The sequence below is a fragment of the Myceligenerans cantabricum genome (genome assembly GCF_054777735.1).
Genome location: NZ_BAAHAJ010000009.1, coordinates 391,005 through 406,628, shown reverse-complemented (window position 1 = coordinate 406,628; position 15,624 = coordinate 391,005). Strand labels below are relative to the sequence as shown.

Here is a 15,624-nt window from a genome sequence, read left to right as displayed (position 1 = left end):
CCGGCACCGGCCCGCACGGGCAGGGGCGGGCGAGCCGGCAGGGGCGTCGCGAAAACCTGACCCGCGCGGGCGGGCACGGCACGTAGTGTGTGCCCCATGAGCCGCCGTGCCGATGAGCGCAGTCCCGCCGAGCGTTACGCCGCGTCCCGCAGGCAGGTGGCAGGGGCCACCGACGTCCCCGAGCTCGACACGTTCCGCGAGCGCCTCGGCTTCACGCTCGACGGTTTCCAGGTCTCCGCGTGCCAGGCGCTGGAGGCGGGCCGTGGCGTGCTCGTGGCGGCGCCCACCGGCGCCGGCAAGACGGTGGTCGGGGAGTTCGCGGTGCACCTGGCGCTGGCGGGCGGGCGCAAGGCGTTCTACACGACACCGATCAAGGCGCTGTCGAACCAGAAGTACACCGACCTGGCCGCCCGGCACGGCGCGGCCAACGTCGGCCTGCTGACCGGTGACTCCACCATCAACGGCGACGCGCCCGTGGTGGTGATGACCACCGAGGTGCTGCGGAACATGCTGTACGCGGGCTCGGCGGCGCTGGACGGGCTCGCCTACGTCGTCATGGACGAGGTCCACTACCTCGCGGACCGGTTCCGCGGGCCGGTGTGGGAAGAGGTGATCATCCACCTGCCCGACGACGTGCAGCTGGTGTCGCTGTCCGCGACCGTGTCCAACGCGGAGGAGTTCGGCGACTGGCTGGAGATGGTGCGCGGGGACACGGCCGTCGTGGTCAGCGAGCGCCGGCCGGTGCCGTTGTGGCAGCACGTGGAGCTGAGCTCGGCGGAGCCGCGGGGGCGCCCGCGGATGCTGGACCTGTACGCGGGGCACGTGGATCCGTTCGACCCGGGCTCGAACCCGCCGATCAACCCGGACCTGGCGGCGGCGTTCCGCGGGAACCGGTCGGGTGACCACGGTGGTGGCCGGGGCGGGAGCAGGGGCGGGGACCGGGGTTACCGGGGGCGTGGCGACCGAGGGTACCGGGGCCGGGGCGGCCGGAAGGTGGGGTCCGACGGCGGTGGCGGTGCGGTGCGGCGCCGCACGCCGCCGCGGTTCGCGGTGGTGGACGCGCTGCACCGGGACGGGCTGCTGCCGGCGATCTGGTTCGTGTTCTCCCGTGCGGGGTGCGAGGGGGCGGTGGAGCAGTGCCTGCGGGCGGGACTGCGGCTGACGAGCGCGGCGCAGGAGGCGCAGATCCGGGAGGTGGTGGAGCGTCGTACGGCGGCGATCCCGCCGGAGGACCTGGAGGTGCTGGGCTTCTGGTCGTGGTCGCAGGCGTTGCAGCGGGGTGTTGCCGCGCATCATGCGGGGCTGCTGCCGGTGTTCAAGGAGACGGTCGAGGAGCTGTTCGAGGCGGGGCTGGTCAAGGTCGTGTTCGCGACCGAGACGCTGGCCCTGGGTATCAACATGCCGGCCAAGACCGTCGTGCTGGAGAAGCTGGTCAAGTGGGACGGGACGGGGCACCAGCCGATCACTCCGGGGGAGTTCACCCAGCTCACGGGCCGGGCGGGGCGGCGGGGCATCGACGTGGAGGGGCACGCCGTCGTCGTCGACCATCACGGCCTGGACCCGCAGGCGCTGGCCGGTCTGGCGTCGCGGCGGCTGTACCCGCTGCGGTCGAGCTTCCGGCCCACGTACAACATGGCGGTGAACCTGGTGGCGCAGGTGGGGCGGGACCGGGCGCGGGAGGTGCTGGAGACGAGCTTCGCGCAGTTCCAGGCGGACCGTGGTGTGGTCGGGCTGGCCAAGCAGGCGCGGGCGCACGCGGAGGCGCTGGACGGGTACGCGAAGGCGATGACGTGCGACCGGGGGGACTTCGCCGAGTACGCGCGGCTGCGTACCGACATCTCGCGGCGGGAGAAGGAGCTGTCGCGGATGGCGACGAGCGCGCGCCGGGCGGAGGTGGTCGCGGAGCTGGAGAAGCTGGGACGTGGTGACGTGGTGCAGCTGCCCACGGGGCGGCGGCGCGGCTACGTGCTGGTGCTGGACTCGGGGGAGCCGGGCGGGTTCGACGGGCCGCGTCCCACGGTGCTGACCCAGGAACGGCAGGTCAAGCGCCTCACCCTGGCGGACGTGCCGGGCGGGGTGCGCGCGGTCGCGCGCGTGAAGATCCCCAAGGGCGCCAACACGCGCAAGGCGGACGTGCGCCGCGACCTGGCGCTGCGCATGCGCGCGGTGGTCGCCGACCTGTCCGACGCGCCGCGTGGGGGCGGTCCGGGCAAGGGTGCGCGCGGGACTGCGGGCAGCAGCGGGGACGCGGCCTCGGACGAGGAGCTGACCCGGCTGCGGGCGGCGGTCCGGGCGCACCCGTGCCACGGCTGTCCCGAGCGGGAGGACCACGCCCGCTGGGCGGAGCGGTGGCGCAAGCTGCAGGCGGAGCACGACCAGCTCGTGCGGCGCGTGGAGGGCCGCACCGGTGGCATCGCGCGCATCTTCGACCGCACGCTCGACGTGCTGGCCGAGCTCGGCTACGTGGCCGAGGCCGCCGAGGCGCCGGAGCATGCCGCCGGGCTGCGCGTGACCGACTCCGGCCGGTGGCTGCGCCGCCTGTACGCGGAGAACGACCTGCTGCTGGCCGAGTGCCTGCGCCGCGGCGTGTGGGACGACCTCGACCCGGCCGGTCTGGCCGCCGTCGTGTCGGCCGTCGTCTACCAGGGGCGGCGCGAGAGCGAGAGCGACCCCTTCGTGCCCGGCGGCCCCCGCGGGGGCCTGGCGCGCGCCCTGGACGACACGCAGCGGGTGTGGTCCGAGGTCGACGACCTGGAGGAGGCGCACGGCATCGAGGCGACCGGGCGGCTCGACCTCGGGATCGTCGCGCCCGTGCACCGGTGGGCCAGTGGCAAGCCGCTGAGCGTCGCCCTGGACTCCGCCTCGGAGCTGGCGGCCGGCGACTTCGTGCGCTGGTGCAAGCAGGTGCTGGACGTCCTGGACCAGCTCGCCGGCGCCGCCCCCTCGGACAGGCTGCGCCGCACCGCCCGCCGCGCGCACGACGGCGTCCTGCGGGGCGTGGTCGCGTACTCGAGCCTCTGACCGCGGCGGCTTCCGACGGTCGCCGAGGCGGCGGATCGCATAAGGTTCGGGCCGTGACTTCGATTCTTTATCGCGGGGGCGTCGTGCACACGTCCGCCGACCCGTTCGCGGAAGCGGTCCTCGTCGACGACGGCGTCGTGGCCTGGGTCGGCGCGAACGACACCGCCGACGGGCTCGCAGCCCGCGCCGACCGTGTCGTCGAGCTCGACGGCGCCCTGGTCACGCCCGGTTTCGTCGACGCGCACGTGCACGTCCTGGAGACCGGCCTGGCCATGGAGGCCGTCGACCTGTCCGAGTCCGCCGGGGTGCGCACCCTCGCCGCCGCGCTGGACGCCCTGGCCGCCGGTGCCCGCCGCCTCGACGCCGCCGACCCCGGCGGCACCGAGTGCCTCCTCGCGTTCGGCTGGGACGAGCAGGCGTGGCCCGAGCGCCGCTCCTTCACCCGCACCGAGCTCGACGACGTCGCCGGCGGGCGGCCCGTCTACGCGGGGCGCGTCGACGGCCACTCCGCCGTCGTGTCCAGTGCCCTGGCGTCGGCCGCGGGCGTGGACCGGCTGCCCGGCTCGGCGCCCGACGGTCTCCTGGCCGCCGAGGCGCACCACGACGTGCGTGACGTGTCCCGCCGCATGTCGCCCGAGCGCCGCGCCCGCCTGTCCCGGTCCGCGCTGGCCGGGTGGGCCCGCCGCGGCATCGTGTCCGTGCACGAGATGAGCGCCCCGCACCTCGACACCCGCGACGGCCTCACCGACATCATGACCGCCACCGCCGACGCCGCGAGCGGGCTGCCGCACGTCGTCGCCTACCGGGGCGAGCTGTGCGAGACCGCCGAGGACGCCACCGGGCTCCTCGCCGAGCTGCCCTACCTCACCGGCATCGCCGGCGACCTCACCGTCGACGGGTCCATCGGGTCGCGCACCGCCGCCCTGCGCGCCCCCTACACCGACCTGGCCGCCGGCCCCGACGGGTCCGCCTGGTACGGCAACCTGTACCTGTCCGCCGAGGAGATCGCGAACCACCTCAGCGCCGTGACCGCCACCGGCAGGCAGGCCGGGTTCCACGTCATCGGGGACCGCGCGATGGACGAGGTCCTCCTCGGCCTCCACGTCGCCGCGCAGGTCGAGGGCGAGTCCCGCCTGCGCGCGGGCCGGCACCGCATCGAGCACGGCCTGTTCGTGGACGCGCAGGCGCTGTCCTCCCTGCTGCTGCACGGCGTCTCCCTGTCCATGCAGCCCGCGTTCGACGCCCTGTGGGGCGGCGCCACCGGCATGTACGCCGGCCGGCTCGGCCCCGTGCGCGCCGGGTCGCTGCAACCGTTCGCCGACCTCGTCGGCGCCGGGGTGCCCCTCGCGTTCGGCTCCGACACCCCCGTGACCACCCTCGGCCCGTGGGCCGCCGTGCGGGCCGCGACCGCGCACGAGGACCCCGACCAGCGCATGTCCGCCCGCGCCGCGTTCCGCGCGCACACGCGCGGCGGCTGGCGCCTCGCCGGCCTCGACCACACCGGTGCCGGCGAGCTGCGCGTCGGCGCGCCCGCCCACCTCGCCGTCTGGCGCGCCGACGCGCTGACCGTGCAGACCGGCTCCGAACGCCTCAGCCGCCTGTCCTCCTGGAGCCAGGAGGCGCGCGCCGGGCAGCCCCTCCTGCCCGCCCTCGGCGACGACGCCCCCGCGCCCGAGTGCCTGCAGACCGTCCGCGACGGGGTCGTCATCCACGACGCGCTCGCGTAGCCCGCCCTCGGCGACGGTTTAGGGTGAGGAGTGGCCAGTCGATCGCCCCAGAGGCTCCTGCACCTATTCCTCGCCGTGACCGGTGGCGTGACGCTGTGGGCCGCGTTCCCCGGCACCGGATGGTGGCCGGCCGCGTTCGTCGCCGTCGCGCTGCTGTGGTGGGCGCTGCGCGAGGACCACGCCTGGTGGAACACGCTGTGGGGGTTCGCGTTCGGGATCACGTTCTTCCTCCCGCACGTGTGGTGGGCGGTCAACGCCACCGAGGTCGCTCCCTGGATCGCGATGTCGACCGTGGAGGCCCTGTTCCTCGCCCTGTTCGGCGCGCTGTGGACGTGGGCACGACGCGCCGTGCGCGCGGTCCCGCGCGGCCGGGACGTGCCGCTCGGCGCGGCCTGGCAGGCCGTCGCGTTCGCCGTCGTCTTCACCGCGGTCGAGCAGTGGCGCAGCGAGGTCCCGTTCGGCGGCTTCCCGTGGGGCCGGCTCGCCTGGGCCATGGCCGACGCCCCGCTCGGGCGCGCCGCCTGGCTGGGCGGCGCCGTGCTCGTCACCTTCGCCGTCTGCCTCGCCGGCCTCGGCCTCGCGGCCGCCGTCCGCGCGGTCGCCGCCCACCCGCGTGCGGCGGCGACCTGGGGACGCTCCGCCGGCGCGGTCGGGGCCGCGACGGCGATCGTCGTCGCCCCCCTGCTCCTGCCCCTGCCCGGCGCACCGACCGCCGGCACCCGCCCCGCCGACGACGGCGCCCAGGTGTACGACGCCGGCCGCGACCAGGCGGAGGACGGCATCCTGCGGGCCGGCGCCGTGCAGGGCAACGTCGGCGACCCCGACCTCGGCGTCTTCGCCCAGCGCCCCGAGATGTTCGGCAACCACCTCGAAGGCACCTACGAGCTCGCCCAGGACTTCGCCGGCGAGCTCGACGTCGTCCTCTGGCCCGAGGACTCGTCCGGCGCCGACCCGCGCACCGACAGCGGCGTCGCGGCCGCGCTCGACGACGCCGCCCGCGCCGTGGAAGCCCCAGTCCTGGTGGGCGCCCAGGAGTACCCCGACGACGGCGGACGCTACAACCTGTCCCTGCTGTGGGAGGCAGGGACAGGCGTCACCCAGGAGTACGCGAAGCAGCGGCCCGCGCCGTTCGGCGAGTACATCCCGCTGCGTGGTCTCGTACGGCTCCTGTCCGACCAGGTCGACCGCGTCACCGTCGACATGCTGCCCGGCACCGGGCCCGCCGTGATGGACCTGCCCGGCGGCCCGCTCGGCGGGGACGACGGCCCACGCATCGCCACGATCATCTGCTTCGAGGTCGCCTACGACGAGATCGTGCGCGACGCCGTGCAGCGCGGCGCCCAGGTACTCGTCGTCCCGACGAACAACGCGGCGTTCGGCCGGACCGCGGAGTCCACCCAGCAGCTCCAGATGACCCGCATGCAGGCCGTCACCACCGGCCGGGCCGCCGTCCAGGTCTCCACGGTCGGCGTCTCCGGGATCGTCGCCCCCGACGGCACGCTCGTGGCCACCACCGAGCTGTTCACCCACGAGACCCTCGCCGCCGCCCTGCCGCTGCGGAACAGCATCACGCCCGCCGTCGCCGCCGGCTACTGGCCGGGCTGGATCGCCGGCGGCCTGGCCGGGCTGCTCGTGATCGCCGGCGTCGTGGCCCGCGTGCGCGAGCGCCGCACCGCACGGACGCGGACACACGACGAGCGCCCCGCGGCACAGGGCCACGAGGCGCTCGTCAGGTGAGGCGGCCGGACGACGCGGGGCGTCACGCCGAGCGGCGCAGCTTGCCCGCCCGCAGGAGCTCGAGCCGCTCGTCGAGAAGCTCTTCCAGCTCCTTGACGGTGCGCCGCTCCAGAAGCATGTCCCAGTGCGTACGCTGCGGCTTGCCCGGCTTCGCCTCGGGACGCTCCGCGTCCCGCAGCAGCGCCTCGGCACCGCAGCGGCACTCCCACAGGGCCGGCACGTCGGCGTCGGTCGCGAACGGGAGGATGATGGTATGCCCGTTGGGGCAGTCGTAGTACGCCTGGAACCGCGGGGCGAAGTCCACGCCCTCGTCGGACTCCATGCTCTTCGAGCCGATGCTCATGCCGCGCAGGGAGCGGTCAGCCATGTCGTCCTCCAGGGTCTCGGGAAAGGTGACTGTGGACGGTCTTGCGAACGCCCGAAGTTTCAACGCACGGACACGCTGGCGTGTTCCAGGTCTTGCCCGGCGGAAACGATGATCTGTCAAGGCTAGCCGTCGCGCGGGTGGGTGCAAGCCGGATCCGGCAAACTGAGGGCGGTTGTGCGCGATGTCACGGGAATGAACCCGCCCCCGGCCGCGTTCCGGCCACTGTATGCAAAAGCATGAAGCGGGCCGCAGGAGAAGGTCCGCTCCGAAGCAGTCCGCAGCACCGATGCAGGAACGAACGATAGGGGAGCCGGCCGTGCAGTTCGGAATCTTCAGCGTCAGCGACGTCACCCGTGACCCGGTCGGGGGCCACACCCCGGACGACACCGAGCGTGTCCGCAGCATGCTCACCATCGCGAAGCACGCCGACGAGGCGGGCCTGGACGTCTTCGCCACGGGCGAGCACCACAACCCGCCGTTCGTGGCGTCCTCGCCCACGACCATGCTGGGCTACCTGGCGGGTGTCACGCAGCACATCACCCTGTCCACCGCGACGACGCTCATCACGACGAACGACCCGGTCCGCCTCGCCGAGGAGTACGCGATGCTCCAGGTCCTGGCCGACGGCCGCACGGACCTCATGATGGGACGCGGCAACACCGGCCCCGTCTACCCGTGGTTCGGGCAGGACATCCGCCAGGGCATCCCGCTCGCGGTCGAGAACTACGCGCTGCTGCGCCGCCTGTGGACCGAGGACGTCGTCGACTGGGAGGGAAAGTTCCGCACCCCGCTGCAGGGCTTCACCTCCACGCCGCGCCCCCTGGACGGCGTCCCGCCGTTCGTCTGGCACGGCTCGATCCGCTCCCCGGAGATCGCCGAGCAGGCCGCCTTCTACGGCGACGGGTTCCTGCACAACAACATCTTCTGGCCCATGAGCCACACCAAGCAGATGGTGCGCTTCTACCGCCAGCGCTACGAGCACCACGGCCACGGGCGCGCCGACCAGGCGATCGTCGGCCTCGGCGGGCAGGTCTTCGTCCGTCCCCGCTCGCAGGACGCGTGGGACGAGTTCCGCCCCTACTTCGACGTCGCCCCCGTGTACGGGCACGGCCCGTCCATGGAGGACTTCACGCGCGACACCCCGCTGACCGTGGGCTCGCCCCAGCAGGTGATCGACCGCTACGGCGCGTTCGCCGACGAGGTCGGCTACTACCAGCGGCAGATGTTCCTGACCGACCACGCGGGCCTGCCCCTGAAGACCGTGCTGGAGCAGATCGACCTCCTGGCCGGGGAGATCGTGCCGGAGCTGCGCAAGATCGCCGAGGCCAAGCGCCCCGCCGACGACGTCCCGGCGGCCCCGCCCACCCACGCCGAGCGCGTCGCCGCGGCACGGTCCGCGAGGGGCACGGCGGCCACCCCCGTGGGCGACACCGTCGACCCCGTCACCGGGACCGTCGCCGAGGAGGCAGCGCTGTGAGCGAGGCACGCACCGTCGTCGTGGTGACCGCCGGCCTGTCGCAGCCGTCCCAGACCCGGCTGCTGGCCGACCGGCTCGCCGCCGCCACCGCCCAGGAGCTGGAACGGGACGGGCACAGGGTACGCGTCGAGGTGATCGAGCTGCGCGAGCACGCGCACGCGATCATGGACGCCATGCTCACCGGCTTCGCCGGGGGCGACCTGGCGCGCGCGGTCGACGAGCTCACCCGGGCCGACGGCGTCATCGCCGTCACCCCGCTGTTCACCACCACCTACTCCGGGCTGTTCAAGTCGTTCGTCGACATCCTCGACAAGGACGCCCTGACGGGGATGCCCGTGCTCCTCGCGGCGACGGGCGGCACGCCGCGCCACTCCCTGGCGCTCGACTACTCGATGCGGCCCCTGTTCACGTACCTGCGGGCCGACGTCGTGCCGACCGCGGTGTTCGCCGCCACCGACGACTGGGCCAGGGACGGGGCCGGGCACGGCACGGACCGGGACGCGAACCCGCTCGCGGGCCGGATCGACCGCGCGGGCCGCGCCCTGGCGGACCGTGTCGCCGCCCGCCGGAACGAGGGCCCCGCGGACCCGTTCGCCGCGGCCCCGGACTTCCTGGACCTGCTGGGCGAGCAGTCCTGAGCGGTCGCCCGCGGACTCGTTCGCCGCGGCCCGGTGCGTGTGGATGAAGGGTCATTTCGTCCCGTAGACCAGATTTCACCCGTGAAGCTCGTTGCATGGATGCGCTTCCACGCGCAAATATCGGGGGAAATCCGCCCCCCAGATGCGGACCTCCGACCCAGAGAAATCGGAAACGCGCATGCGCCACACACGTCGACGACGACCTGCCACGCTGCTTGCCATCACCGCTGTCGCCGCCGCCACCGCCACCCTGGCGGCCTGCGCCAGCACGGCGAACGCCGGCAGCACCCCGTCCCCGAAGTCGTACGAGAACCTCCGCGACATGGTCGCCGACGCCGATGTGGTCGTGCGCGGCACCGCCGAGACGTCCACCGAGGAGACGGTCGACGACGTCCCGTACACGCGCACCGCGTTCTCCGTCGTCGACGTCGTCCTGGGCAATCCGGAGTCGGACAACATCCTTGTCGGCCAGATCGGCACGCGGGAGCGGCCCGCCGACGGGCTGCCCGACGTCGTGGAACCCGGCCGCACCTACGTCCTGGTCCTGGACCGGACGGGCGACAGCACGTACGACGTCGTCGGGCCCGGCATCTGGTGGAACCCCACCGGGGAGAAGGCGGAGCTGTTCGTCTCCTCCGGCGGGGTGGACCCGCGCATCCCGCACGAGACCACGACGGGAGACCTCGTCACGACCATCGAAGGGTACGGCGACGCGCTCAGCAGCGGCGGCTGACCGCGAGGGCTGACCTCGCACGAGGACCGGCCACGGGTCTCAGGGGCTGACCGCCAGCAGGGTGCGGTCGGCGGCCTCGAGCCGGTGCGGTCCGGTGCCCGGCCGGAACACCGTGCGCTCGCCGCGCACGAGGCGCCGCCGGCCCTCGGCGTCGACCAGGACCGTGCCGTGCGCGTCGACCGCGATCAGGTCGCCGTCCGAGCGCAGCAGGACCGGCTCGCCCGGCCCGGGGAACCGCGCGATCGACGTGCGGCCCGCCGTCACCGCCTCGAGGATCGCCTCGGGGGTGCGGTCCGTGGCTGCGACCCAGGTCGTCGGCGTGCCGGGCGGGAAGCCCGCGTCGGGCGTGTGGAAGTCCGAGCCGCCCAGCAGCACCGGGACGCCCCGGCCCCGCGTCCACTCCTTGAGGTACGCCCACGGGGCGTTGGCTGCCGGGTTGAGGAACCAGGAGATGTGCCAGATCTCGAAGGCGGTGCGGGCGCGCGCGGTGTCGGACAGGTCGTGCAGCCAGGCGCAGTCCTCCTGCACGGGATGGTTGACCGTCAGGACGCCACCCCGCTCGGCCACCTGCCGCGACCACTCCTCGGCCGGGGCGCGGAAGTCGATCCAGCCGATGTCCCCGAACGCGTTCGCGTGACCGTCCTCCGTGGTGAGCTCCTGGCCGGGCAGGAGGCACACGTCGTAGTGCGCCGCGACCTCGGCCAGGTGGGCGTGGTGGGAGACCGTGTTGTGGTCCGTGACGGCGAGGAAGTCCAGGCCGCGCGTCGCGGCGGCCGCCGTGAGCTCGTGCAGCGAGAGGCTGCCGTCCGAGTGCGTGGAGTGCGCGTGGAAGTCGCCGGCGTACCAGGTGAGCCCCTCGGGTGCGGGCAGGCGGCGCTCCGAGGCACGTGCGTTGTTGGGCGCCGGCGGCGGGAGCGGCTCGGGCTCGACGTCGGCGGCGTCGTCGTCCACGGCGATCGTGACGGTCACCGGCACCCGGTCGGTGGTCACCGCGTGCACGCCGAGGACCACGGCCCAGCCCCCGTCGGGCAGCGCCCCCGGCTCGTAGCCGGGGGTCGCACGGGTGGGGCGGATGACGATGCTGTCGCGGGCGGTGCCCGACCAGCCGCGCCAGCGCAGCGGGTCGGTGCACCCGACGTCGATCGACGCGGCCTGCCGGTCGTACGCGACCCGCACCTCGATCGCGTACGCGCCCGACACGTCGAAGGGCACCTCGACGTACCGCTGGGTGATCTGCTCCTCGATCCCCAGAAGCAGGCGTTCTACCTGGTGGGCCACCGTGCGAGTTTATCGGGAACGAGCCTCGGTCGCTTTTCCCGCTGCGGTTGCGGCTTCCGGCCCGGTGGGCTGTCCCGGTCCGCCCGGGGCCTCGCGGGCCGCGTAGAGCTCGCCCTCGAGCCGGGCGGCCTCGGCCGCCTGGGCGGACCGGTCCGACTCGGCCGCCGCGCGGGCGGCCTCCGCGGCGGCGCGGGCCTCACGCTCGGCGGCGGTCTGCTCGTGCGCGGCGCGCAGGTCGTGGCTCGCCCGGTCACGCGCGGTCTCCAGGGCTTCGCGGGCGACGGCCGCCTCGTCGCGTGCGGCGCGGGCCTCCTCGCGGGCGGCGCGCATGTCGTCGCGGGCCGTCGCCACCGCCTCGCGCGCCTGGTCGAGGTTCTCCCGGAGCGCGCCCATGGTCGCCTGGGCCTGACCGTGGGCCGCCTCGGCGGCGGCCCGTTCCGCGTCCGCGGTGGCCCGAGCCTGCTCCGCGTCGCGTCGCGCCTGCTCGAGGCCGGTCATGGCGGTCCGTGCCCGGGCCAGCTCGTCGCGGACCTCGCCGAGCGTGCGCTGGACGGCTTCGGTCTCGCCCTCGGCGCGGGCGCGGGCGGACCGGGCGGCCGTGCGCTCCTCGTCCGCGACGGTCCGGGCCTCTTCCGCACGCTCCAGCCGTTCGCCCAGGTGCGCCGCCGTGCCGCGGGCCTCGGCGAGCCCGGCCGTCAGCTCGTCGACGGTCCGCGCGAGCTCGTCGGCCTCGCGCGCGGCACCTTCCAGCGCGTCACGGGCGCGCGCCAGCTCGGCGTCGTGCTGCTCGCGCGCGGTGCGGACCGCCTCCTGCCACAGCGTGGCGGTCCCGCGCTGCGTGAGACGCACGAGGGCGTCCGGCAGGGCGTCGGCCTCGGACTCCTGCGCCTCGCGCGCGGCCTGCTCGTCGCGCCACTCGCGCAGGAAGCGGGTGGCTGTCGCGTTCGAGCAGCCGGCGCGCTCGCGCACGGTGGTGACGGTGGGCGGGACTCCTTCGGCGGCGAGCGCCTCGATGGCTTCGACGACGCGTTCCTTGTCGCGCACGCGGGTTCCTCTCGTGTGGTGGGGGGCTCGGCGGGATCGTGGCGAACCCAGTTTTCGAGCCGCTCGGGGAGTAGCGGTAGTAGTGCAATACTACCCCTACTCCTGACCTCACAACAATGACACCCGCTTTCGTAGAGCGGGTGTCAGCAATCGAGAGATCGGCTAGATTCCGGGCTTTATTGCTGGTGGATGGGCCTTATGGTCCCGTTCGAGAGCACATGGTGAGCGTCGGTCCGCGTGACGTCGCCGGTGACATCGGCCGGAGCGCCGGCCGGGCAGCGGCGAGAACGCCACCGCCGCCCGGCCGGCGACCACGGGGACGATCTCAGGGGCGAGCCCGTTCCGGCGGGAGCACCTGGAGCGACGCCAGCCCGGCCTGGCCCGTGCGCCACGAGGTGCTCAGGGCGACGTAGCGCGCCGTGCGCCCGACGTCGAGCGTGCGCCGGATCCTTCCCACCTCGGTGAAGGTGATGCCGTCGTCGCTCACCGAGACCACCGCGCCGGGCGTCCGGCCCCGCGACCACGACGTCACCACCCGGCCGATCTCCCGCGGTTCGCCCAGGTCGGTCACCATCCGCCCGCCGGGACCCGGGACCCACTCCGTGCCCGGGTCGCCGTCGACGGCGGACGACGGTGACGTCATGCCCTCGGGCAGCACCGACGCGGGGAACGTCAGCGTGCTCAGCGCGTGGTCGGCCACGGGGAACGGCGTCCCGTGCCGGAAGCGGACGGTCGTGCCCGACGGCGGGGCGGCCGCCCCGCGGGACCGTCCGGTCTCCGCGTGCCGCACCGTCACCGGGCCCCGGCCGCCCGACACGGTGAACGTGCGTGCGTCGTCCACCGAGACCGTGACGCCGTCCGGCGTCCGTCCGTGCCGGGCCGCGACGGTCGCCCGGGGGGCGAGCACCACGGCGTCGCCCGCCCGGACCTCCACGTCGAGCGTCGAGGCGTGGGCACCGATCCGCTGAATCCCCGCAAAGACGGGCACGGCGCCGCCCTCGTGCGGCACCGTGACGGTCGTGGCCGCGTCCGACCCCGTCAGGTTGAACGCCACCAGGTAGCCGTCCACCGAGCTGACCAGCACGCCCGGTGCGTCCGCGGCCGGTGTCGGGCGTGCGGCCTGGGCGGCCGTCGCGCGTGCGTCACCCGGCAGCATCTCGACCAGACGCGGGCCGGTCCCGCCGTCCGCGAGCCGGACCAGGTGCCGCTCCTCGCTCGCCCGTGAGACCGTGATCGGCGCGTCGCCGTCCCGGACCACGAACCCTGCCGTCCCCTCGACGTCGAGCCAGGAGCCCGAGCTGGTCAGCAACGGCTCGTCCGCGTCGTAGGTCGCCGCGTCGTGCCACGTCACGCCGTCGGCCGACGTCTGCACCCGGTACCGCTGCCCGGCTGCCGCCTCCCACCCCAGCTGCACCCGCGACACCTCGGCGGGCTCTCCCAGGTCGACCTGCACCCAGGAGTCCGGGCGGGTGCGGTCCGCACGGGACACCGCCCAGCGCGTCGTCGGGCCGCCGTCGGTGACGGCAGCCGCAGGGCGGCCCGTGTCGGCGCTGGAGGCCGTCGCGGGCCTCCCCGCGGCCAGGTCGGTCCCGTCCGGGGCGAAGGCGCGCAGGTGGTAGAGCGAGTAGCCGTACTGCGGGTGGCCCTGCACGCCCTGCATCCGTACATACCGCGCCGTGAGCGGGGCCGGCTCCGTCGCGCCCGGCGGGACCAGGTCGACGGTGTCCAGGCGCGCCACGTTCACGTCCGCCGGGTCCTTCGGGGGAGCGGTGACGGTCGTGGACCCCTCGGCGGTGGTGTAGGTGCGCGACCCGTCGAGCCCGGCGTAGCCGGACATGTCGAGGTTGCGCACCGACAGGCTCGCGTCCTCGGGCCCCGCACCGGTGGACGCGTAGACCGCCGCGCCGGTCGGGAGCGTGGCCTGCCCCGCGTAGCCGTCACCGATCCGGAACACCGAGGAGGTGCCCTCGAAGCCGTCCCGGGGGTCCGTGTAGGTGCGCACGTTCCGGGCGTCCACGGTGGCGCCGGCGTCCGGGTAGAGATAGGGCGACGAGCCCGAGACGTGGAAGAGCCAGGAGTCGTGGCCGGGCACCCAGGGGAACTTGACGAAACCCTCGCGGCTCCCGGCCGCCGCCCAGGCGTGCCGGGACTGCTGGACCGTCAGCCCGGGACCCGCCCCGAAGTCCCGCACGCCGGAGAGCCGGTCGAAGAAGACGTCCTGCGCGGTCGGTTCCACCGGGCCGTCCGGGGAGTCGGCGGCCTCCACGTGCAGCAGGTAGGAGATGGCGATCTCCGCGCGCGCCTCCGGCTCGTACTTGGGCTCGCCGGAGAACTTGGTGAGCCGGTCGGCCGGCGGGTACGCCTGGTAGTCGGCCAGCGCCGCCGCGAGGTTCGCCTCGGCGCGCGCGGCGTCGGGGTCGCGCAGCACCTGGCCGAGGAACGCCATCGGGATCACGTCGCGGCCGTAGAGGAACTCCCGGTCGGCAACCATCGGCATGAAGGGCTCGCCCTGGTCCGACATGACCAGCTTGATCGACTCCCACAGCTCGGCGGAGTTCGGCTGCCGGGTGAGGATCTCGGGCAGCGGCTCGTCGTGCAGCAGGAAGTGGATCGCGTTGCGGGCACCCGAACGCCACGAGTCGGACTGGTAGTGCGGGCCGAAGGACCCGTGGTTCTCCACGATGTAGGTGTCGTGGATGGTCTGCATCGTGTTGTCCGAGACCGGCCGGCCGGCCACGACCGCCGGGTTGTTGCGGTCCGCCGTCGGCTGGCCCGCCGCGTTGCGGCCCCAGTCGGCGAGCTGCTCCGCCCAGCGGTCCGCGTCCGGGTCCTCGGGAGCCCAGGCCAATCCGGGAGCGAGCGCCTGCGTGTAGACGCCGGCCTCCTCCTGCGCGGTGTCGCCCTGGTACTTGCCCTCCGGCCACTCCGCCGTCCAGCTGCCCGACATCGGGTCGTTCCCGAAGTCGAGGTCGGCGGTGTACCGCGACTGGCCGGTCGCGATGGTCGTGAGGTCGGCCCGCGTCGTCTCGTCGAGCTCGTCCCACAGCAGCGTGCCGGCCGCGAGGAAGTAGGACTGGAACGTCGAGTCCCAGAAGAGCCGCTGACCCCACGTGCCGTCGGGATCGACCAGCCGGCTGGTGGCGGCGTAGTGCTCGATCGTCGCCAGCGTGTGCTCCCGCAGCACGTCCTGCGGGACGCCCGCGAGCTCCTCGTCGTACTCGCCGTGCGTCAGGAGCACGGCGTTGCCCAGCACGACGGCGAAGTTCATGTCCTTGGCCTGGTACGTCCCGGCGGACTCGTCCCAGACGGTCTCGACCCAGCGGGTGTGCCGCAGGAGGGCGGCGTAGTAGTCGGCGGCGACCGGGTCCGGGGCGGCGTACGCCACGGCCCCGGTCCGGGCTTCGACCGCCTGGGCCGGTGCCGCTGCGACGGCGGCCAGCGGCAGCGCCAGCCCGGCGGCGGCCAGCCCGGCGACGGCTCTGCGGAACGGGTGCGCCCTCGTCGATCGGGTGCGGGGGGTCGGCATGAGGGCCTCCGGATTGTTGACAGCGCTGTCATGAATGCGTGAGCACGAGAGTACCGCAGTGCGCGCCGCGAGATCC

Annotated in this window: 10 protein-coding genes; 6 read left to right on the top strand and 4 right to left on the bottom strand. The window is 74.3% G+C overall.

Features of this window, described 5'->3' with window-relative positions:
• Positions 1-96: 96 nt before the first annotated feature.
• Genes ACYU96_RS10980 through lnt form a run of 3 tightly spaced genes read left to right on the top strand, consistent with a single transcriptional unit; the run spans position 97 to position 6,485 of the window.
• Positions 97-3,021 carry a DEAD/DEAH box helicase gene (locus ACYU96_RS10980; protein ID WP_460752947.1) on the top strand — a complete coding sequence of 975 codons (2,925 nt, stop codon included), beginning with the start codon at positions 97-99 and terminating at the stop codon, positions 3,019-3,021.
• 53 nt (positions 3,022-3,074) lie between these two features.
• Positions 3,075-4,748 (top strand): amidohydrolase, encoded by a 1,674-nt coding sequence (locus tag ACYU96_RS10975; protein ID WP_460752945.1) that lies wholly within the window; start codon positions 3,075-3,077, stop codon positions 4,746-4,748.
• 30 nt (positions 4,749-4,778) lie between these two features.
• Complete coding sequence (gene lnt, locus ACYU96_RS10970) at positions 4,779-6,485, top strand: apolipoprotein N-acyltransferase (RefSeq protein WP_460752942.1); 1,707 nt, start codon at positions 4,779-4,781, stop codon at positions 6,483-6,485.
• A gap of 22 nt (positions 6,486-6,507) precedes the next feature.
• Here the strand turns inward: lnt and ACYU96_RS10965 are convergent, their stop codons facing one another.
• The gene (locus ACYU96_RS10965) at positions 6,508-6,852 is read right to left on the bottom strand and encodes an RNA polymerase-binding protein RbpA (RefSeq protein WP_460752939.1); all 345 of its coding nucleotides are present in this window, start codon (positions 6,850-6,852) and stop codon (positions 6,508-6,510) included.
• A 316-nt stretch (positions 6,853-7,168) separates the two neighbouring features.
• On the opposite strand from ACYU96_RS10965, the gene ACYU96_RS10960 reads away from it, so the two are divergent.
• The 3 genes from ACYU96_RS10960 (at position 7,169) to ACYU96_RS10950 (ending at position 9,700) form a co-directional block, all read left to right on the top strand.
• Positions 7,169-8,329, top strand: coding sequence for an LLM class flavin-dependent oxidoreductase (locus tag ACYU96_RS10960; RefSeq protein WP_460752937.1), 1,161 nt, complete (start codon positions 7,169-7,171; stop codon positions 8,327-8,329).
• Positions 8,326-8,967 (top strand): FMN reductase, encoded by a 642-nt coding sequence (locus tag ACYU96_RS10955; RefSeq protein WP_460752935.1) that lies wholly within the window; start codon positions 8,326-8,328, stop codon positions 8,965-8,967. The genes ACYU96_RS10960 and ACYU96_RS10955 overlap by 4 nt, the downstream gene beginning before the upstream one ends.
• Before the next feature lie 178 nt (positions 8,968-9,145).
• The gene (locus ACYU96_RS10950) at positions 9,146-9,700 is read left to right on the top strand and encodes a cupin domain-containing protein (RefSeq protein WP_460752932.1); all 555 of its coding nucleotides are present in this window, start codon (positions 9,146-9,148) and stop codon (positions 9,698-9,700) included.
• A 39-nt stretch (positions 9,701-9,739) separates the two neighbouring features.
• On the opposite strand, the gene ACYU96_RS10945 is transcribed toward ACYU96_RS10950, so the two are convergent.
• The 3 genes from ACYU96_RS10945 to ACYU96_RS10935 form a co-directional block, all read right to left on the bottom strand.
• Positions 9,740-10,978: a CehA/McbA family metallohydrolase gene (locus ACYU96_RS10945; RefSeq protein WP_460752930.1), complete on the bottom strand. Its 1,239-nt coding sequence runs from the start codon at positions 10,976-10,978 to the stop codon at positions 9,740-9,742.
• 9 nt (positions 10,979-10,987) lie between these two features.
• Positions 10,988-12,022, bottom strand: a complete 1,035-nt coding sequence (locus ACYU96_RS10940) for a DNA-binding protein (RefSeq protein WP_460752928.1) — start codon at positions 12,020-12,022, stop codon at positions 10,988-10,990.
• Positions 12,023-12,347: 325 nt separating this feature from the next.
• On the bottom strand, positions 12,348-15,548 hold the full coding sequence (locus tag ACYU96_RS10935; protein WP_460752925.1) for a discoidin domain-containing protein: 3,201 nt from the start codon (positions 15,546-15,548) through the stop codon (positions 12,348-12,350).
• Positions 15,549-15,624 lie beyond the last annotated feature (76 nt).